The 19377-nt window shown below is 60.7% G+C and carries 17 protein-coding genes; 12 read left to right on the forward strand and 5 right to left on the reverse strand.

Annotated features, from left to right (window positions below; translation table 11 throughout):
- Positions 1–76: 76 nt before the first annotated feature.
- The gene (locus B5525_RS43825; RefSeq protein WP_154073177.1) at positions 77–385 is read left to right on the forward strand and encodes a hypothetical protein; all 309 of its coding nucleotides are present in this window, start codon (positions 77–79) and stop codon (positions 383–385) included.
- Positions 386–801: 416 nt separating this feature from the next.
- On the opposite strand, the gene B5525_RS12470 is transcribed toward B5525_RS43825, so the two are convergent.
- Positions 802–1533: a hypothetical protein gene (locus B5525_RS12470; protein ID WP_079566275.1), complete on the reverse strand. Its 732-nt coding sequence runs from the start codon at positions 1531–1533 to the stop codon at positions 802–804.
- Positions 1534–2582: 1049 nt separating this feature from the next.
- On the opposite strand from B5525_RS12470, the gene B5525_RS12475 reads away from it, so the two are divergent.
- From B5525_RS12475 to B5525_RS12485, 3 genes are all read left to right on the forward strand, one after another.
- Positions 2583–4145: a hypothetical protein gene (locus B5525_RS12475; protein ID WP_079566276.1), complete on the forward strand. Its 1563-nt coding sequence runs from the start codon at positions 2583–2585 to the stop codon at positions 4143–4145.
- A 204-nt stretch (positions 4146–4349) separates the two neighbouring features.
- A complete protein-coding gene (locus B5525_RS12480) occupies positions 4350–5348 on the forward strand; it encodes a glycosyltransferase family 2 protein (RefSeq protein WP_079566277.1) in 999 nt (332 codons plus the stop codon).
- A 10-nt stretch (positions 5349–5358) separates the two neighbouring features.
- On the forward strand, positions 5359–6042 hold the full coding sequence (locus B5525_RS12485; protein WP_079566278.1) for a class I SAM-dependent methyltransferase: 684 nt from the start codon (positions 5359–5361) through the stop codon (positions 6040–6042).
- A 1-nt stretch (position 6043) separates the two neighbouring features.
- On the opposite strand, the gene B5525_RS12490 is transcribed toward B5525_RS12485, so the two are convergent.
- Entirely contained in the window at positions 6044–7501 is a 1458-nt protein-coding gene (locus B5525_RS12490) for a hypothetical protein (protein ID WP_079566279.1), read from the reverse strand.
- 300 nt (positions 7502–7801) lie between these two features.
- Here B5525_RS12490 and B5525_RS12495 point away from each other — a divergent pair, with 300 nt between their 5' ends.
- Positions 7802–8797, forward strand: a complete 996-nt coding sequence (locus B5525_RS12495; protein ID WP_079566280.1) for a phosphatase PAP2 family protein — start codon at positions 7802–7804, stop codon at positions 8795–8797.
- Positions 8798–8944: 147 nt separating this feature from the next.
- Here B5525_RS12495 and B5525_RS12500 read toward each other — a convergent pair whose 3' ends face one another.
- Positions 8945–9109, reverse strand: coding sequence for a Flp family type IVb pilin (locus B5525_RS12500; protein WP_079566281.1), 165 nt, complete (start codon positions 9107–9109; stop codon positions 8945–8947).
- Positions 9110–9711: 602 nt separating this feature from the next.
- On the opposite strand from B5525_RS12500, the gene B5525_RS12505 reads away from it, so the two are divergent.
- On the forward strand, positions 9712–11181 hold the full coding sequence (locus B5525_RS12505; protein WP_079566282.1) for a hypothetical protein: 1470 nt from the start codon (positions 9712–9714) through the stop codon (positions 11179–11181).
- Positions 11182–11312: 131 nt separating this feature from the next.
- Here the strand turns inward: B5525_RS12505 and B5525_RS12510 are convergent, their stop codons facing one another.
- Complete coding sequence (locus B5525_RS12510; RefSeq protein ID WP_079566283.1) at positions 11313–12632, reverse strand: acyltransferase family protein; 1320 nt, start codon at positions 12630–12632, stop codon at positions 11313–11315.
- A gap of 169 nt (positions 12633–12801) precedes the next feature.
- Positions 12802–12948, reverse strand: a complete 147-nt coding sequence (locus tag B5525_RS43830; protein WP_154073178.1) for a hypothetical protein — start codon at positions 12946–12948, stop codon at positions 12802–12804.
- 174 nt (positions 12949–13122) lie between these two features.
- On the opposite strand from B5525_RS43830, the gene B5525_RS12515 reads away from it, so the two are divergent.
- From B5525_RS12515 to B5525_RS12540, 6 genes are read left to right on the forward strand one after another with little or no spacing between them, the layout of a single operon-like run.
- Positions 13123–13329: a hypothetical protein gene (locus B5525_RS12515; RefSeq protein WP_079566284.1), complete on the forward strand. Its 207-nt coding sequence runs from the start codon at positions 13123–13125 to the stop codon at positions 13327–13329.
- 19 nt (positions 13330–13348) lie between these two features.
- Positions 13349–16303 (forward strand): formate dehydrogenase subunit alpha, encoded by a 2955-nt coding sequence (locus B5525_RS12520; protein ID WP_079566285.1) that lies wholly within the window; start codon positions 13349–13351, stop codon positions 16301–16303.
- Between the two features lie 12 nt (positions 16304–16315).
- The gene (gene fdh3B / locus B5525_RS12525; RefSeq protein ID WP_079566286.1) at positions 16316–16918 is read left to right on the forward strand and encodes a formate dehydrogenase FDH3 subunit beta; all 603 of its coding nucleotides are present in this window, start codon (positions 16316–16318) and stop codon (positions 16916–16918) included.
- A 44-nt stretch (positions 16919–16962) separates the two neighbouring features.
- Positions 16963–17973, forward strand: coding sequence for a formate dehydrogenase subunit gamma (locus tag B5525_RS12530; RefSeq protein ID WP_079573273.1), 1011 nt, complete (start codon positions 16963–16965; stop codon positions 17971–17973).
- 39 nt (positions 17974–18012) lie between these two features.
- Positions 18013–18141, forward strand: a complete 129-nt coding sequence (locus tag B5525_RS47800) for a pentapeptide repeat-containing protein (RefSeq protein ID WP_425305308.1) — start codon at positions 18013–18015, stop codon at positions 18139–18141.
- 5 nt (positions 18142–18146) lie between these two features.
- A complete protein-coding gene (locus tag B5525_RS12540; protein WP_079573275.1) occupies positions 18147–19370 on the forward strand; it encodes an oxalate decarboxylase family bicupin in 1224 nt (407 codons plus the stop codon).
- Positions 19371–19377: the final 7 nt, after the last annotated feature.

Raw genomic sequence — 19377 nt, forward strand, 5'->3', positions numbered from 1 at the left:
CTTTTGTTTTTAGCGATTGTGCTTTTTCTCGTGCGTTTCCCATCATTTCTGAGCATTCGATTGCGAGGGCCCAAAAATGAGTGAGCAGGTCGCAAGAGGTTTCTCCACGTCGAAGAATGAACAACGTCACGGTGAATCCGGGTATTCGAACCGAAGTAAAGATCGCTCATCGGCTAAGCCCATTACGATAGGGGCGCGGTTCAGGATGAGCGTGCTCGGCGCGGCCCGTAGTCCGCGCCTCGCCAAAAAGGAAGGCACTATTGTCGGTGCCAGCCGCCTCAATAGCAGCATTCGGGTCCTGTTCGACGGCTCCAAATCGCCAATTTCGCTGCACCGGGATTACGTCGAGCAACTCATCTCCGAGAGTGAAATATCCTTGCCGTAAGTCGTGATTTGACCAGGTCGTGCCTTCGCTTGCTGGGCTGAAAAGGTGTTCGAGTTGGCGGCCATCATGGGGGAGCCCCATGCTTATAATCCCGATACCTAGCTCCAGGCCGGCCTCACCGATCTGGTCAACCAGGGTGCTCGGTACAGGCTTGGCGCGAGGCCGGTGCTGACATGCGGATTGAAATGCTCACCAGAGGCATTTGGAACGAAGGCCGAAACGTTGTCGATCAGGAAGCTATCGATGACGCGATCATCGGGCGTCGTCACGAACGACCCGGCATTCGTCGCCGGTCATCCGCTCCAGGCCGGTTTCTTGACCTCTGCAACTGGCAAAGGTGCATCGATTTTCAGATGGGCGTATCCCGACACAAGTCAGTCGATACCCTTAGGGGCCACGTTCGCGACGCGAGCAATTCAAGGATCATGCCGGGGCTGGATTGCCCTGATCGGGGCTGTGCGCCGCATATCTGCTCCGGCGTTTTTTGCGGGCCGGGCCTTTGCACGGGCATTTTGCTCGGGCCGGATCTCTGCGCGCGCATTTTGTAAAGGATGGATTAGCCGGTGCCTTTGCACGTGCCGGATCTGCGGTGCGGCCTCTTGCGCAACCGGTGTTCGGGAATCTTCTGCAGGCTGTACAGGTTCTGCAGGCTTTACGGTCTCTACAGACTGTACGGGCTCGACGGACTGTACAGGCTCGACCTTTGCCCGTGCATCTTCCTCGGCCGCCCAGGCCTGGAGTTGCTTCAGCAAGTCTTCGGCTGGCTGCTGACGGATTTCGGTCTGGCTCTGATCGGCAGCTTCACGCGGGGAAGCCATTTCGTCGCCCTTCGGCACGTCCCCTGCAGTTGGCGCAGTTGGCGGCAAAACCTGACGGTCAGCGGTTGATTGAATTATTGGCGCCAGCTGACCGGTGCCATCCTGGGGTGCCGATGTGCCAATCAGGGAAGCCCTGGCTTTCGCAAAAAGCACGAGTGGATTTCCCGCCGACAGAACCGCGAACACGATCGCTCCCGCCGTTACGAACAAGATACTCGTCTTGAGGATTCGCGATGCAATTTCCGCTCTGTCCCAAGCTCTTAAAATACCCGACACATCGGGTTCTTCGGCATAATCCGAGGGAAGGAGCGGAACAAGATCGGTCCCCATGGTGATGTCTCCAAGCTAACGGCATCAGGTTCCTGTTGGCCAGCACTCTGCTATCGAAAGCCTCCGACGCCAGTTAGGAGAAACCTTGATTACATTAGGGCAGTGGATCTTTCGGGGGCCATGAATCGGTCGAAACCCACGCGGCGATCGATAAAACGCGGCCGGAACCGGTGCCGGCCGTCTCGCACCACCGCTCGCAACGGGCCTGTAGCTCAATGGTTACGGGTTTGATTTGTGTTCGTTGCACTGGTGATCCTACCGTGCATGAGCACAGATTGCGGTTGTCGGATGTGATTTTGGGGGGCTGACCGGGACAACCATCTCGATAGCACGGTGATAGCGAGTTCGGTCAGACCGGCAGTCGGCGCCGGGATGGGGCGGTGATTAGCGGGGACAATTAGGTTTTCGTTAACTATTCGGGGTCATTCTACATCGATAGGTTGTATTTGGAGGACATCGCATGCGGAGTCCCTGGATGCTTTCACCGGTCTCGACCTACTTCTTCATCGCGCTGGTCATTGTGATGGCCGCAGCCGGCACATGGGCGGCAGCTGGCTGAACGCAGAGCGGCCAGCTTTTGGTAGCGGATAGAATCCGTGAGGTCCGACACCGGGCCGCGGAAAGTCGCTCTTGGGTTCAGCCGTTTCGCGTTTCGAGCTGGGGCGACGAGCCGAGATCAGAGCCGCTGGAGCACGCGCGCGACCTGCGTCGCTGTCCACCGACCTTGCCCGCTCATGTCACCGGAGAACACAGCGCTGCTCGCTAAAAAGAACATTAATGCAGCGATTGCCCGCCCGGACCGGCACTCTCCATCGTGGCGTCCCAGTTGCTCGACCGGCCAAACTGTATCGGCGGCTGGGGCGGTCTCCCTAGCAGACCTGCGGCCGCCATTGGGCTAGCTCTTGGGAGGGGGATTGCCGGCGCCATACCGCCGGGTTACTACCTGTCGCGTTGGTCTATGTGGAGAAGGTTCGAACCCAGTTCCTCTCCCTCCGCCAGCTTGGCCGTTCGCCCCAGCGGCGTAAACTCAGATCCAGCGGTCCGGTGACATGGTTTCCTCCGATTGGCAGGTCGTGACGGCCCGGGCGCGTCCTGGCTCGGATCGGTTCGTGGCGATTGCTGTTTTTTCGCTGCTGGCCGCCGCCTCGCTTCTCCCCGTATTGCTGACGCCCATCCCGGCGATGGTCGATTATCCCAATCACCTCGCCCGCATGTATATTCTGAGCCAGAACGGCACGCCCGATGCCAACCCGTATTACGAGGTGGCCTGGGCGCTCTATCCCAACCTGGCGATGGATTTGCTGGTGCCGCAGATGGCGCGGCTGCTCAGCGTCGAAAATGCCACGCGGCTGTTTCTGCTCTTGAGCCAATTGTTGGTCGTCGGTGGCGCGCTTGTGCTCGAGCGGGTCGTGAAGGGGCGTGTCCATATCGCCGGCTTCGCGGCGCTGATGTTTCTCTATTGCCTGCCGTTTACCTGGGGCTTCGTGAATTTCGAATTCGGTCTGGGCGTCGCGCTCTGGGCCATCGCCGCCTATTTGATGGTGGTGGAGCACGCATGGCCGATGCGTTTCGTCGTCAACGCGGTATTCGTCACGGCCCTGTTTGCGGCGCATTTCTTCGCGCTGGGCATCTACGGCGCGACGCTTGGGTTCTATGAGCTGTGGCGCGCCCACGACCGGAAAATTTCGTACGGCGATGCCGCGTTGCGGCTGGCAATACTCGCAATACCGGTGGTGGTGCTGTTCGCCGTCATGCGGTCGACCGCTGGCTCGATCGGAAGCGAGGGCACGATCTGGCATTTTGAATTCAAGCCGATCTGGCTGTTTCGCATCATGAACGGCTACAATTTGACGGTGTCGGCGGCGACTGCGCTTGGGTTGATGGCCTTGGTCTATTTCGCCGCCAGGCGCGGCGTCCTAAAACTCGAACCGGCCGGAATTTGGCTCGCGACCGGCTTTGCACTGCTTTATCTTGCGATCCCGTCGAAGCTGTTTGGCACCTCGTTTGCCGACCTTCGCATCATCCCCGCGGCGGCCTTGATCATTCCGGCCTTCTGCTCGCTGTCGCTGCCCGACCGACGATGGACAATTGCTGCGCTCACTGCTGTCACCGGCATCACGCTCGCCAATCTGGCCGTGGTATTTGGGGTCTGGCTGTCCTACCGCGCGGATTATGCTTCTATCATCGAGTCGTTCCACAAGATCGACCGCGGTTCGCTGGTGCTCGTCGGGACCAGCGGCGAGGGCGAGGATCCGCCGTTCAACGATCTCACGCAGTATCCGATGTTTTATGCTCCGACACTGGCGGTGCATTACGCCGACGCCTTTGTGCCGAACGTCTTCACCGAGGTGGGCAAGCAGCCGGTGCAGGCACGCGCCGCCATCCGCCGTCTCGCCATCCCCTATGGCGGGCCGATGCCGATACGCGTGCTTACCGCGATTGCGGCGGGCCAGGCGCCGACCGACATTCCGCCTTTCATCCGCACCTGGTACCGGGATTACGACTATCTCTATGTGCTCGGACCGCGCGTGGTGAATCCGCTGCCAGACCTGCTGGAGGAGTTGGACGGGTCTGCGCGCTTTGTTCTCTATAAAGTCCACCGCGCGCCCTAGCTCAAGGCGTTGCCAGCTCCCGATGACGCTCCGCGTTTCGAGCGTAGCGTATTCGGCTGCACGCTCGGAACCGGGCCATCCGGCCACGCCCACGAAAACCGCCGAAAACGCCTCGAAGCAAGCTGTCCTTAACGGTTGCAGCAAGGCCACCTTAACCAACGGTGTTCTAGACTTCCGCCCATTCAACGGAGTGAAACCTCTCAAATGGCGGCCGATTCCGAAGCGATCAGCTACAGCATCGTGATTCCGGTGTTCAACGAAGAAGCCGTGCTGCCGGTGCTGCTGCGCCGGGTCGACCTGCTGCTCGCCCGGCTTGACGAGCCGTCGGAGGCGATCTTCGTCGACGACGGCAGCAGCGATTCCAGCCCCGTCGTGCTGCAGGCGCTTGCGAAGCGCGACCCGCGCTTCCGCTATCTCGGCCTGTCGCGCAATTTCGGCCACCAGATTGCCATCACCGCCGGGATGGACGCGGCGCAGGGCAAAGCGATCGTCGTCATGGACGCCGACCTGCAGGACCCGCCCGAAATCGTCGAGCAACTGATTGCCAAATGGAAGGAAGGCTACGACGTCGTCTATGCGCGCCGTCTGTCGCGCGCCGGCGAAAGCCGGTTCAAGCGCGCCACCGCCCACTTGTTCTATCGAATGCTTGGCAGCATGTCCTCGGTCGGCATCCCGGCCGATGTCGGCGACTTCCGTCTGATCGACCGCAAGGTGCTCGACGCGTTGCGCCAGATGCCAGAGCAGGACCGCTTCGTGCGCGGCATGATCGCCTGGCTCGGCTTCCGGCAGACCGAAGTGACTTTCCATCGCCTCGAGCGCGCCGCCGGTGAAACCAAATATCCGCTGTTCAAGATGGCGCGGCTCGCCATGAATGCGGCGCTCGGCTTTTCCGACGCGCCGTTGCGGCTGGCGATCTGGTGTGGCCTCGCGGTGTCGGGCCTGGCACTGCTCTACGGCGGCTGGGTGCTGGCGTTGTGGATGAGCAACGACAGTCATCTGGTGGCCGGCTGGTCCTCGACAATCGTTGTCGTGTCGCTGCTGTGCGGTATGAACATGTTGATGACCGGCATCGTCGGACTTTATGTCGGCCGCATCCATGCCGAGGTGAAGCGCCGGCCACTCTACGTGGTGCAGAAGCGGCTTGGCTTCGGGCGCGCCCAGGCCGCGCCGGCACACCCCGCGATCCACGCCGTGAACGAATAGGCGCGTGCACATGACCGAACTCTTCGACAGCTACCGTGGCACCTACCGGGACGTGGTGCAGTCCTCGATCGACTTCTCCGGCCTGCCGCACAGTTTTTTCATGCGCGCCAAGGCCGACCTGCTGCGCGAATTGATCGCGCGCCGGCTGGGGTCGGAAAAGCCCGCCATGCTCGATGTTGGCTGCGGTGTCGGCAGCTTTCATCCCCTGCTGCGCGGCATGGTGGGCCGCCTGAGCGGCATCGACGTTTCCTCGGCGAGCATCGCGCAGGCGCGCGCCGACAATGGCGACATCGACTACCGCGCCTTCGACGGCAGGAGCTTTCCCTTTGACGACGAAGGCTTCGATCTGGTGACCGCGATCTGCGTGCTGCACCACGTAGCGCCGGCCGAGTGGGCGCATTTCATGAGCGAGATGCGGCGCGTCGTGCGGCCCGGGGGGCTCATCTGCGTCATCGAGCACAATCCGTTCAATCCGCTAACCCGCCTTGCCGTCGCGCGTTGCGAATTCGACCGCGACGCCGTCTTGCTCGGCGCCGGCAAGACGCGGAATTTGATGGTGGCCGGCGGCTTGCGCGAGATCGGTGCACGCTATTTCCTGCTGTTGCCCTGGGAAGCGAAGCTTGCGCGCCGGGTCGAAGGCGCTTTAGGCAATTTGCCGCTTGGCGCACAATACGCCGCCTTCGGCACCGTCTGAGCTATTTCTTCGGCGCATCCCGCCGCTTGTGCACTACCGCCACGTCATCGCTGTAGACGCGTTGCCAGTCCGGCAGGCGGTCAAGCAGCGCTACCGCCGGCGTGTTCGGCGCGAGCAGAGTCGCGCCGAATTGATACTGGTCAAGCAGCTCGAGAAAATCGCGCAGGTCGGCCAGCGACACATCGCGATTGTAGCGCGCGATGAATTGGCCGCCGTACAATTCGCCCCGACCGTCAATGAAAGTGGGAATGCCGGCGAAGATCAAATAGCCGCCGAACGAATAATCGTTGAGCACGGGTCCCGCCTTGGCGAGACCGGCGTTGGCCACGGCTGCCTCCGGCGTGTTGATCAGGGCCGGGCGCACGTCGCGCGCCAGCGCCAGCCCAGTCGCCAGAATCATCACGCCCAAGGCTGTCACCAAGGCCGTCAGGTTGGCGCCGCGCGCCGAGCCGGCCGCATCATCCTCGGTCCGCGCGCCAAACTGCCGCGCCAGCGGCGCCGCCAGATAGAGCGGCGCCAGCATGGCCAGCAGGTCTGCATTGCGCACCTGCGCCAGTGCAAAATGTATCAGGCCGAGTACCACCAGCGCCCGCACCACCGGCAGCGTCACCCCGCGCGACAGCGCGAAGATGCCAGCCAGCAGCAGCAGCTCGAAGGTGTCGACATGGCCGAAGTCCTGCGGCCGCCATTCCGAGATCCAGCCGAGCGCAAGGCCGAGGCCGAGCGTCTTGAGCGGCATCAGCAGCGGGGCCGACCCGTAGGGCGTCAGGCTGCACGCTGCGACCGCCAGCGCCGTGAACGGCAACCAGCGCAGCAGCACGCGCGGCCATTCGCTGCGCTTCTCGTCGAGCAGGGCCTCGAGCACGGCCGGCCCGATCAGTCCAAGCGCGAGCACCACGCTGCCATGCAGATTGGCCCACAGCACCAGCAGCGGCAGCGCCCAATAGGGCGGGGGCGTCCGCCGGTCCATGCAGCCCACCAGCGCGGCTGCCCAGGCCACCATGATCGGCAGGGTCAGCACGTGCGGCCGCGCCAGCATATGCGGCGCCAACAGCGTTACCGCCGCTATGGCCATGAGCAGCGCCGGTGTTGGCGAAAGCTCTCGCAGCAGGAAGCGCGTCAGCAGGCCGACGGCGAGCGCGATTGCCGCCGCCGCAAGCGCCACCACGCCAGCCCAGCCGGAAAGCGCATACACGGCCGCGTAGATGACCTCCGACAGCCATTCGAAGGTGATCCAGGGCGCGCCGTGCATGGAAAATGAAAATGGGTCGCTCGCAGGCATGGCGCCGTGTGCCGTGATCCAGCGCCCGACCGCGATATGAGAATAGCTGTCCGGATCGTTGAGCAGTCGCTGCCCGAGCGTCAGCAGCAGGACATAGACGCCTGCGCCCACCAGCGAGGGGAGCGCCGCACGCACCGGGAATGGTTTAGCCGCGCTGCGGATGACCTGCTCGCTCATGAGGAGCGCAGGTTAAGGCGGCAGCCTTAATTCTTCTTTACCGTTCACCGCGTCCCGCCCACGCTGTCAGCAGAGCGATGTCGGTTTAACACCGTCAGCAGCAGGACGATCCGGTGTCATGGTGATCGTTCGCGCCGACAGAGGCCGCGACGTAGCTGAATGAGGTGGCAACTCGCACAAGTTCGGTCGACCCGGTGAACCGAACAGTAACCACGATTTTTTCCTTGGCCTTAGGAGATACCGGTAATGATCCCGCATCCGGGGTGTAGCGAACCGCCAATACGGTCGTAACGGTGCGATATGAATGGTTGGGACGCACGGCTGGCCTGGCGGACATTTAACCTGAATTGGTTTCCCATCGCGGCGTTGGGTGCCGCGCTGCTGCTTGCGATTGCGCGGACTGACTTTTCGTTGGAACCCGTTGCCTTTGGCCTCGCCGCCGCGGTCGCGCTTGCTTTGACCCTGATCGCCTATACGCACGCGTTCGCGAGAGCACAGGCTGCGGACCCGAAGCTTATTTTCTGGCTTGGGACCACCGCCCAGGTGATCCTCGTCACCGCGATTGTCGGGCCTCTCAGTTATATCGCCAACGCGCTCGACTGGCCCTTGCAGGACCAGACATTGTTGTTGATCGATCGCGCCATGGGTCTGAATCCAGAGCCGATTGCGGCTTTCGTAAACGATCATCGATGGCTCGCGAAATGCTTCGAGACCGGCTATGGATTTATCAAATGGCCATTGCTCGGCGTCCCGATCATTCTGGCGATGACGTTGCGGTTGATCAGGTTACAGCAATTCATATTGGCGCTGAATATCGCTCTCGCCGTAACAATCGTGATTTCAATATTTGTCCCGGCCATTGGAACGTACTACGGCCTGAACTTGTCGCCACCCGAAAGATTTCCGTTTATAAATTCCTCGATTTATGCCGCGCAGCTGCGCGATATCTTGTCGCTGCGGGATGGATCGTTGCGCCAGCTCGAGCTGTTCAAGCTGGCAGGCATCGTGTCATTTCCAAGCTTTCACGCGGCTTCGGCCGTGCTTTACATGTGGGCGTTGTGGCCGGTCTGGGGCTTTAGATCCGCGGCAATCGGCATCAATGTGCTGATGATCGCAGCGACACCCGTCATCGGCGCGCATTACATCATCGACGTCATCGCGGGTGTTGCCGTTGCAGCAGGATCCATCCTGCTTACGAAGCATCTTTTTCGAATTCATGCTTCCAGAAGCGCGGCGGGTGCCGAGGCAAGTTCGTCAGCCAAGACTATCCCTCAACTTGCACTTGGTCAGAGCTAGTATCGCACGCCTGAACCGGGCGGAGTGATGCTAGGCTTGCGAGGCAAGTACCCCGGACCTGTGCTCGCATCAGCTTTTGAATATCTGCAAAATAGAAAGGCCCTGGCATGCCAGGGCCTTTCCGATTGGGCGATGATAGAGAGAAGCTTACTTGAGGCTGGTCGAGATCGACGCGAACTTGGTGTTCAGCGTGGAGCCGAGGCCGTTCACAACCGCGATGATCGCGAGCGAGATGCCGGCGGCAATCAGACCGTATTCGATCGCGGTGGCGCCGGACTCATCCTTCACGAAACGTGCGATAACATTCTTCATAGTGTAACTCCCGAGTGTTCACGAGCTGCTGACTAAAGCTGGTCTCACCGGCCCCTCAGCGCCGTGACCATGCGTGCATCCTAGGTTTCGCAAATTGAAGCCTAGTTAACCCGATCCCGTAAACCCGGGGGTTTTCGCGGTTTTTCCGGCGAGGTAAATGCGGCCCTAAAATAGATGTTAAAATCCGGGAGGTCCGTCTATTGGGGACGCGCGGTCAACGGCCTCACCTCCCAGGCCTGACCGTTGGAAGCCAAAAAGCGGATCGGCAGGCCGTGAGGCGGACGCCGGAGGAGCCGGTCATCAGCACCGAGCCTTCACGGCCTTGACGATGGCATCCTTCACTGATCGCGCGCTCTCGCAGCATGCCACCGAGCGAAGCGATTGAAGCAAGCCGTCGGCTGTCGGCAGCCTTTGATTATTCTTCGTTAAAAAGTCCGAGCGTGTCTTATCTACGATTGCCGGGCGTTATTGCATCGATGCCGCAGGTTACAGGGTGCGCTCCGCAGCCGCTCGGATTTACTCGAAGTTATCACCTGCCGTGGTCCAATGATGCAGCTCCAATGAGACAACTGCGCCCGCCGCGCCCTCAAGCGAAAAAGTCCATGTCGATCTCCATCGCGGATACCATCGGCTCGCAAAGGGTCACACGGGGATTCCTGCCGCTTTGCGCCGGGGTGGGAGCGTATCTCTTCTTCCTGTTTACTGGCGACGGCCTGCTGCAGGATTCTGACACTTTCTGGCAAATCAAGGTCGGGCAGTGGATCATCGACCACCGCGCCGTGCCCCACACCGACTTCTACTCGTTTACAAAATTGGGGGCGCCGTGGATCTCGACATCGCCACTATCCCAGATACTTTACGCGGCTGTCCACGCGCAATGGGAATGGGCCGGGCCGGTGATCCTGGCCTCGCTCGCAATCGCCGCGACCGTCGCGATCTTTGTCTATCTTCTTTCGGCACATTTCGAGGCGGCTCACTGCATTCTGCTGGCGATGCTCGCGCTTCTGCTGTCGCTTCATCACCTTCTGGCGCGTCCTCACGTCCTGGCGATGCCGGTCATGGTGGCCTGGGTTGGCGGAATGATCGCGGCTGCCGACCGGCGCGCTCCGCCGTCCCTGCTTCTGTTGCCGTTGATGGCGCTTTGGGCCAATCTACACGGCGGCTTCGTCCTGGGATTGGCGCTGATCGCGCCAGTTGCGCTGATAGCACTCTGGGATAGTGCTCCCGAACGCCGTCTATTTCTCGCATTGAGGTGGAGCTTCTTTGCAGCCGGTGCGCTGTTGGCAAGCTGCTGCACGCCGTACGGGGTGAACACATTGTTGGGCGCGGCCAAGATCCTTGACCTTGGCGAACTGTTGTCGATCATATCGGAATGGCGGCCTGCGGATTTCAGCTCGTTCGGCTTTTTTGAGGCCTCTCTCCTCGGTTTGATCGGCCTGGGATTTTATCGCGGTCTTGTTCTGTCTCCACCGCGAATTATTCTGGTGTTGGGCTTGATTTACATGGCGCTGGCGCATGTCCGAAGCATAGAGGCATTCGCGTTTCTGTTGCCGCTCGTCCTGGCGAAGCCGATCGCGAAACAGATCAGACCGGATACCGCTTCTTGCACCGCCGGGTTTTGGTCGCCACCCTACGTCACGGCCTTTGCGGCAATCGCCATCGTCGGCGCCGCCTGGGCATCGACGATGTCCTATATGTCACATCACAGCTTTGTCTTCGTGAATTCGCAGACGCCGAGTGCGGCGGTCGAGCTTCTCAAACAACGCCAGGCCAAGCGTATCTTCAATTCATATGAATTTGGCGGCTATCTGATCGCCAGCGGCGTGCCGGCGTTCGTCGACGGTCGCGCCGAACTCTACGGAGAGAAATTCGTTATGGATTTCTTCGATGCCGTTGAACACGGCAAGGTCGATCAGCTGCTGCGCCTGCTGGATGACTACCGCATCGATGCGACCTTGCTGGTTCCGAAGTCGCCTGCCGTACAGGTGTTGGATCACATAAAGGGCTGGCAGCGGCTTTATGCGGATGACGCCGCGGTAATCCACATCCGTCAGCCCAATGCGGATCATTGATGCGCGCTGGGTCGGAATTCAAACTGATTTCGGAATCCTCAGAAATATTGTAACCTGCGTTCGTGGCGAGCTTCTGCCGGCATGGATGGACGGCCTTGAATTGCCGGGCGATTGGTTCGTCTGGCATCTGGTCAGGCCGCGGCAGACCGATCCAAATCCGGCAATACCGAAACGGGTCCAGTTCGTTCGGCTGGAACCGCGTGGCGACCGACCGTCGTCCGCCGCAGGGTCGCCATTTCAATGGTCAGGCCAGACAATCTCTCGCGCCATCGACGGGATAACGACAGTGCGGCCCGGTCGACTTGGGAAAACAACAGACCGGCGAGGAAGACAAGGCCGATGCCAGCGACGATTGCGCCGACGCGTGCCAACCCGAGTCCGACTACTCCACTCAGCCACAGGAAGATCAGGGCTACCGGGCCAAACAGGATCGGCCAATGTACCAGGTAGACTGGAAACGACAGCCGCGAGTACCTGACCAGCCACGGCCACGAAAGCGCTGACCGCGCCCACTGCAGATGGATCAAACCGGTCAATACGAGGATCGCTCCGAGTGCCTTCTGCTGCGGTGCCGCGGTCTGGCCCGGAAACAACCAAAACGTGGATTCGCTGCACAGTCTGCGCAACCCTTCAAATTGCCAGATGTCCGCACGCACACAAAGAAACACACCAAGCGCGACTGCCATTGCCGGCAGCAATTGATTTGCCGGAGCGGGCTTTTCGGCACGGTGCCAGTTCGCTAGCAGATGGCCGACGACGAAGCACAGATACGCGCTGCGAATCGTAAAGAACGTCGCCAGAACGACTGCCGCCCACCACAAGGGGCGCGATCGCCGCGCGAACCATGACAGCAGGAGAACTGAGAGCGAGCCATAGAATTCGATGCTGAGCGTCCACAGCGGCGGAACGAAGGACTGGTCGATCGGCTGCTGCCATGGCGCCAGAAAAGCGACACCGGGTAAGCCGCGGTAGCCGAGGAAGAGGGCGTTGCCGACTCCATCCCGGACCACCGAGAGCATCGATAGTTCGGTGAAGTGCGGGCTGGCAAACCATTCCGAACCCGAGATGGCGCTCGCATCTACGTTCGGCCTGCCAAGGATCTCGATGACCGCCGCGCTTACCAGCACGGCCGCTACGGCCGGCAGTCCGAGGCGGAGTGCCCGCGCCGATATCAGAGCAAGCGGGCGTTGCAGATGGCGTTCGAACGAGCGGCTCAGAACATAGCCGCTGAGAACGAAGAAAATATAGACCGCCGAATGGCCGTCATAGAGAAACGAGAGGGGTGACAGATGAACGTACCATGCCGGACTGCCACGTGCAGATTCGAACACCAGATCGGGCCGAAAGGCACTGAAGAAATGCAACAACACGACCTGAACAGCGGCGAGGCCCCTGATCGATTCCAGATAGGCAAGTCGCTGCGGTTCGGCTGAATGTGACGGAGGCGTCATCAAAGGTCCGGCTTGTAAGTATCGCAAGTGTAATGAGAAGCGGCGCGCCGATCATCTTCACCGATTTGACAGCAATACCGTTACCATTGCGTCAATCCCGGCGATCGATTTTGATGGACTAAAGATGGGCCAAAGTCAGCGGACGTCTGCTTCGCGCGGGATGGCCTTTCTAACGACGCATTTTTTCGAGGCGGTCAGTTTCAAGCGCTTCGTCCACGCCCTGAACAATCCAAGGGTCGCGTTCGCCGATATAAATCGTCACGCGCGACAGCTTCAACACGCGGATGGCGAACAATGAACTTGTCAATGTGTCCACGTGGAACCGCAGAAGTGACGGACTGCAATAATCTCGCGCGAAAATCCGGAATTGCTCGCGTCGGCAGCGATTGCAAAACGCAGGCCCGATGATAAAGTTAATCGTGCGAATTGGAACGATTCAAGTCGCGCTATTTGCGATAAACCCGCCGGATTCATTAGGAGCGCTGCCTCTATGAAGCGGCCCGGAACTGCTGTTCGCCGGCGAGATCTGCTTGGTTTTGCGGTTGCGGGCGCTGCAACGGCGGCTGCGAACACGATGGTGCCGACACCGGCGGCAGCGGCGCCCGTTAACCTCAAGGACAAGCGCAAGGCGCGCTATCAAGCCGACTCTCCGGAGGTCAAGAACTTCTATCGCGTCAACAAATACCCGACCCAATAAGGGAATAAGGGAGACGTCCGTGCTGATCAAGAAGTCGGAACGTCATCGGGATCGGCAAAACCTGGATGCCGTGCCAGCTGATGAAACGAGCGATCATCCGGATCGCCGTGCGTTCCTGAAGCGCTCCGGCCTCGCCGTGGGCGCGTTGGCTGCTCTCGGAAACCTTCCGCTTGGCGGTGTACGTCAGGCGCAAGCCGGTCCGCCGCCGCCCGCGGGGGCGACGGTGACGACGCGCAAGAATATCTGCACCCATTGCTCGGTCGGCTGCTCGGTGCTCGCCAAGGTCGCGAACGGCGTGTGGATCGGTCAGGAGCCTGACTACGACAGCCCGATCAATCGCGGATCGCATTGCTGCAAGGGGGCTGCGGTCCGCGACGACGTGCTGAACCAGCGCCGCCTACGTTACCCGGTGAAGCGCGTGAACGGCGAATGGGTCCGCCTGTCCTGGGATCAGGCCGTCGACGAGATCGGCGACAAGCTTTTGGCGATTCGCGAGAAGTCCGGACCGGATTCGGTTTATTGGCTGGGCTCGGCGAAGTTCACCAACGAGGCTGCCTACCTCAACCGCAAGTTCGCCGCCTTCTGGGGCACCAACAACTCCGATCATCAGGCGCGCATCTGCCACTCCACCACGGTCACCGGGGTCGCCAATACCTGGGGCTACGGCGCGATGACCAACAGCTACAACGACATTCGCAACGCCAAGACCATTCTGCTGATGGGCGGCAATCCGGCCGAGGCGCACCCGGTTTCGCTCCAGCACATTCTTGAAGGCAAGGAATTGAACCGCGCTAACATGATCGTGGTCGATCCGCGGATGACGCGTACCGCCGCGCACGCGACCGAATTTGTCCGCGTGCGACCCGGCACCCATATCGCCACGATCTATGGAATGTTGTGGCACATTTTCGAAAATGGTTGGGAGGACAAGGAATTCCTGCGCCAGCGCGTCTACGGCCTCGACGAAATCCGCAAGCAGGTGGCGAAGTGGCCGCCCCATGAGGTCGAACGCGTCACCGGGCTGCCCGAAGCGCAGGTCAGGCGCGTCGCCGAGATTTTCGCCAAGCAAAAGCCGGCGACGCTGATCTGGGCGATGGGACAGACCCAGTTCGCCACCGGCACCGCGAACGTCCGCGCCAGCTGCATCCTGCTTCTCGCCACCGGCAATGTCGGACATGCCGGAGGTGGCGCCAACATCTTTCGCGGCCACACCAATGTGCAGGGCGCCACCGATCTCGGCCTCGATGTCACGACGCTGCCGCTCTATTACGGCCTTGCCGAGGAGGCGTGGCGGCATTGGTGCCGGGTATGGGAAGTCGATTATGACTGGATGAAATCCCGCTTTCCCAGCAAGACGCTGATGGAAGCGCCGGGGATTCCGAGCACGCGCTGGTTCGATGCGACTTTGCTGCCGAAGGACCAGGTCAGCCAGCCGGAAAACGTCCAGGCGATGTTCATCATGGGCCACGGCGTCAACACCATTACAAGGATGCCGGAAGCCAAGCGCGGCATCGAGAAGCTCGAGTTGCTGGTCGTCTGCGATCCTTATCCGACGGCATGGTCGGTGCTGTCGGATCGCAAGGATGGCATCTATCTTTTGCCGGCCTGCACCAGTTTCGAGATGGATGGCTCGCGCACCGCCTCGAATCGTTCGCTGCAGTGGGGCGAGAAGATCGTGGAGCCGGTGTTCGAGTCGAAGAATGACTACGACACGATGTATCTGTTCGCCCGCAAGTTCGGCTTCGCCGACCCGATGTTCAAGAACATCAAGGTCGAGAATAACGCGGTGTCGGCGGAAGACATCCTGCGCGAGATCAATCGCGGCGGCTGGTCGACCGGCTATTGCGGGCAGTCGCCCGAGCGGCTCAAGGCCCATATGAAAAACCAGGCCAAGTTCGATCTGGTCACGCTGCGCGCGCCGAAAGACGACCCGGAAGTCGGTGGCGATTATTACGGCCTGCCGTGGCCATGCTGGGGAACGCCGGAGTTCAGGCATCCGGGCACGCCGATTCTCTACAACACCAATCTGCCGGTGAAGGACGGCGGGGGCACGTTCCGCGCCCGGTTCGGCGTCGAACGCGTGGTCAAGCGCAAGGTGATGGAAAACGGACAGGAAGTCGAAAGGGAGGAACACCACAATCTGCTTGCGGAGGGTTCCTATTCGGTCGGCTCTGAAATCAGGGACGGCTATCCGGAGTTCACCTTGGGCGTGCTCAAGAAGCTCGGCTGGGACAAGGATCTCACGCCGCAGGAAATGGAAGTCATCCAGCGCGTGAATTCCGCCAATCCCGACGCCGTGTCATGGTCGCTCGACCTTTCCGGCGGAATCCAGCGCGTGGCGGTCGAGCACGGCTGTTCGCCCTACGGCAATGGCAAGGCGCGCATGATCGCCTGGAATCTTCCCGATCCTGTTCCCGTCTACCGCGAGCCGATCTATACGCCGCGCCCCGACCTCGTCGCCGACTATCCGACCTTGCCGGACGCACGGCAATTCCGCGTGCCGAATATCGGCTTTTCCGTGCAAAAGACCGCCGTCGACCGGGGCATCGCCAAACAGTTTCCGCTGATCCTGAGTTCCGGCCGACTGGTCGAATATGAAGGCGGCGGCGAGGAGACGCGCTCCAACAAATGGCTCGCCGAGTTGATGCAGAACATGTTTGTCGAAATCAACCCGGCGGATGCGGCCGCGCGCGGCATTCAGGACGGAGGATGGGTCTGGGTGAGCGGTGCGGAGAGTAGTTCAAGGACTCGCATGAAGGCACTGGTGACCGAGCGGGTAGGCAAGGGCCTTGCCTGGATGCCTTACCATTTCGCTGGATGGTATGAGGGCGCCGAGCTGCGCGACAGATATCCGAAGGGTGCCGATCCTATCGTGCTCGGCGAGAGCGTGAACACGCTTACGACCTACGGCTACGATCCAGCGACGGGCATGCAGGAGCCCAAGGCGACTCTTTGCCAGATCAGGGCGGCGTGAGAGGGCGTAGACATGGCGCGCATGAAATTCCTTTGCGACGCGGACCGCTGCATCGACTGCAACGCCTGCGTCACCGCATGCAAGAACGAGAACGAGGTGCCATGGGGCATCAATCGCCGCCGCGTCGTCACCATCAATGACGGTAATCCCGGCGAGCGCTCGGTGTCGATGGCGTGCATGCATTGCACCGACGCGCCCTGCGCCGCCGTGTGCCCGGTGACCTGCATCTATCCGACCGACGACGGCATCGTGCTGCATAACAAGGATCTGTGCATCGGCTGCGGCTATTGCTTCTATGCCTGTCCTTTCGGCGCGCCGCAGTACCCGCAGGTCGGAAATTTCGGCTCGCGCGGCAAGATGGACAAATGCACCTATTGCGCCGGCGGCGGTGGACCAGAAGCTCCCGGCAGCGCCGAAGAATTCGCGAAATACGGCTCGAACCGGTTCGGCGAAGGCAAGCTGCCGCTATGTGCCGAGATGTGCTCCACGAAATCGTTGATGGCGGGTGACGGCGACATCATCGCGCAGATCTACAAGGAGCGTGTGCTCAAGCGCGGCTACGGCTCCGGCGCGTGGGGCTGGATGACGGCCTATCACGAGGGCATCGAGGTCTGAGCGGGCAGGCCTGATGGCCGGAACCCAAAACGAGGATGGTCGTCATGGCTTTTTTTGCACGCATTCGCCTCGCGCTCCTCGTCATCATGCTCTTACTCGGGATCGCGGCGTTCGGCCCGGCGATCGCGCAGAAGCTCAATTCGGATGGTGCCCCCAATCCAACCGCGAGCGTCACCAGCGAACGAGAGCTGTTCAAACAAGCTCCTCGCATCGAAGGGCGCATCACCATCCCCGATAGTAAAGCCAGCGTGCTGATCCAGCCTGCCGGGCGGACTTGGGAATATTTCCGGGAGGTGGTGCTGCAATGGGGCGGCGCGATCGTGATCCTCGGCACTATCGGGATACTCGCATTGGCCTATTTGATCGTGGGACGGATCCGGATTGCGGCAGGACGTTCGGGACAGAAAATTCGGCGCTTTAAGGCCTTTGAGAGATTTGTGCATTGGCTGACGGCGACCTCCTTCGTCATTCTCGGATTGACCGGGTTGAATATCACCTTCGGAAAACGTCTGCTTTTGCCGATCGTCGGCGCGGACGCGTTTTCGGATATTTCGCAGGCCTCAAAATACGTGCACAACTTTACCAGCTTTGCGTTCGTAGCCGGCCTGGTCTTGATCATCGTGATCTTCTTCAAGGACAATCTGTTTGAAATGATCGATCTCGTCTGGATCAGGCAGGGTGGAGGTTTCATCCGGAACAAGCATGCGCCCGCCGGACGTTTTAATCTCGGCGAGAAGCTCGTCTATTGGCTCGCCACTGCCGCCGGGCTCGCGGTCTCCGTGTCGGGGGTCCTGCTGCTGTTTCCGTTTTACGGAACTGATATCGCGCAGATGCAGCTCGCGCAGGTCGTTCATGCCGTCGTCGCCGTGCTGTTCGTCGCCCTGATCCTGGCGCACATCTATATCGGCACGCTCGGCATGGAGGGGGCCTTTGAGGCCATGGGAACGGGCGAAGTGGATCTCAACTGGGCCAAGGAGCATCACGATATCTGGCTCGCCCAACAACTGGAGAAGGAGCACAGTGCGGGACGCCCCTTGGCGACTCCAGCGGAGTGAATGTCCGACGCATCACAACGATATCTTGTCCTCGCGGATATGGGGCGAATCCGCGAATACCGAGACTTGAAGGAGTGTGACTTGAAGGAGTGTGACTTGAAGGAGTGTGACTTGAAGGAGTGTGACTTGAAGGAGTGTGACTTGGAGGAGTGTGACTTGGAGGAGTGAACGTCATGCATGATGTCACGCGACGTACATTACTGACGACCACTGCCGCCGGCGGCTTTCTTGCAGCGGCGACCGCCGGTGCGCAGACCAACGAGCCCGTGCCGCAACCGCAGCGGCCCGGACATGGCGGCACCGATCCCGGTCCGCGCAACGTTGTCCGTGACAGGCAGAATCCCGATCTGCTGGTGCCGCCGTCCACCGATCACGGCACGCTGCCCAATTTGCGCTTCTCCTTCTCGGACGCTCATGTTCGGCAGGAAACCGGCGGCTGGACCCGCCAGGTCACGGTACGGGAACTCGGCATTTCCAAGGACATAGCCGGCGTGAACATGCGCCTGAACGCCGGAGGGGTTCGCGAGCTGCATTGGCACAAGGCCGCCGAATGGGCCTACATGCTTTACGGCACGGCCCGCATCACGGCAATCGACCCTCAGGGGCGCAATTTCGTTGATGACGTTGGCGTCGGCGATCTCTGGTATTTTCCATCGGGCATTCCGCATTCGATCCAGGGCCTGAATCCGGACGGTTGCGAATTCCTGCTGGTGTTCGATGACGGCGATTTCGACGAAGACAACACTTTTCTGCTGAGCGACTGGTTCAAGCATACCCCGGACGAGGTGCTGTCCAAGAATTTCGGTGTTCCCGGCTCGTCTTTCGCCCACATGCCGGATCCGAGCGAACTATATATTTTCCCTGCGCCGGTGCCGGAGCCGCTCGGCTCCGACAGGGTCGTAGGGGCGGTCCCGGGAGCGCCCGGCTTCAGCCACAAGATGCTGGCGCAGCAGCCGATCAAAACCAAAAGCGGCACGGTTCGGATCACTGACACCAGTGTGTTCCCGGCGTCGAAGACGATCTCCGCCGCGCTGGTCGAGGTTCAGCCGGGCGGCATGCGCGAGATGCACTGGCATCCCAACACCAATGAATGGCAGTACTATATTGAAGGACAAGCGCGCATGGGTGTCTTCGCGGCGTCGGGACAGGCGCGCACCTTCGATTTTCAGGCGGGCGACGTTGGTTACGTGCCGTTTGCGATGGGGCACTATATCGAAAACATCGGAACCACAGCCGTGCGCTTCCTGGAAATTTTCAAGAACAGCTATTACGCCGACGTCTCGCTGAACCAGTGGCTGGCACTAACGCCCCCCGAACTGGTGCAGGCGCATCTGAAGCTGGATCGACAAACCCTGGAGGCCTTCCATAAGGAGAAGTCTCCGGTCGTGCCGGTCTGAGAGGCGC

Origin of the sequence: Bradyrhizobium erythrophlei (assembly GCF_900129505.1) — a bacterium.
Lineage (GTDB): Bacteria > Pseudomonadota > Alphaproteobacteria > Rhizobiales > Xanthobacteraceae > Bradyrhizobium > Bradyrhizobium erythrophlei_D.

What these genes read in the sequence shown, in the direction of transcription:
- B5525_RS43825 (WP_154073177.1), top strand. Translation starts at nt 77, where the DNA reads ATGAGTGAGCAGGTCGCAAGAGGTTTCTCCACGTCGAAGAATGAACAA.
- B5525_RS12470 (WP_079566275.1), bottom strand. Translation starts at nt 1,533, where the DNA reads ATGGGGACCGATCTTGTTCCGCTCCTTCCCTCGGATTATGCCGAAGAA.
- B5525_RS12475 (WP_079566276.1), top strand. Translation starts at nt 2,583, where the DNA reads ATGGTTTCCTCCGATTGGCAGGTCGTGACGGCCCGGGCGCGTCCTGGC.
- B5525_RS12480 (WP_079566277.1), top strand. Translation starts at nt 4,350, where the DNA reads ATGGCGGCCGATTCCGAAGCGATCAGCTACAGCATCGTGATTCCGGTG.
- B5525_RS12485 (WP_079566278.1), top strand. Translation starts at nt 5,359, where the DNA reads ATGACCGAACTCTTCGACAGCTACCGTGGCACCTACCGGGACGTGGTG.
- B5525_RS12490 (WP_079566279.1), bottom strand. Translation starts at nt 7,501, where the DNA reads ATGAGCGAGCAGGTCATCCGCAGCGCGGCTAAACCATTCCCGGTGCGT.
- B5525_RS12495 (WP_079566280.1), top strand. Translation starts at nt 7,802, where the DNA reads ATGAATGGTTGGGACGCACGGCTGGCCTGGCGGACATTTAACCTGAAT.
- B5525_RS12500 (WP_079566281.1), bottom strand. Translation starts at nt 9,109, where the DNA reads ATGAAGAATGTTATCGCACGTTTCGTGAAGGATGAGTCCGGCGCCACC.
- B5525_RS12505 (WP_079566282.1), top strand. Translation starts at nt 9,712, where the DNA reads ATGTCGATCTCCATCGCGGATACCATCGGCTCGCAAAGGGTCACACGG.
- B5525_RS12510 (WP_079566283.1), bottom strand. Translation starts at nt 12,632, where the DNA reads ATGACGCCTCCGTCACATTCAGCCGAACCGCAGCGACTTGCCTATCTG.
- B5525_RS12515 (WP_079566284.1), top strand. Translation starts at nt 13,123, where the DNA reads ATGAAGCGGCCCGGAACTGCTGTTCGCCGGCGAGATCTGCTTGGTTTT.
- fdh3B (WP_079566286.1), top strand. Translation starts at nt 16,316, where the DNA reads ATGGCGCGCATGAAATTCCTTTGCGACGCGGACCGCTGCATCGACTGC.
- B5525_RS12530 (WP_079573273.1), top strand. Translation starts at nt 16,963, where the DNA reads ATGGCTTTTTTTGCACGCATTCGCCTCGCGCTCCTCGTCATCATGCTC.
- B5525_RS47800 (WP_425305308.1), top strand. Translation starts at nt 18,013, where the DNA reads ATGGGGCGAATCCGCGAATACCGAGACTTGAAGGAGTGTGACTTGAAG.
- B5525_RS12540 (WP_079573275.1), top strand. Translation starts at nt 18,147, where the DNA reads ATGCATGATGTCACGCGACGTACATTACTGACGACCACTGCCGCCGGC.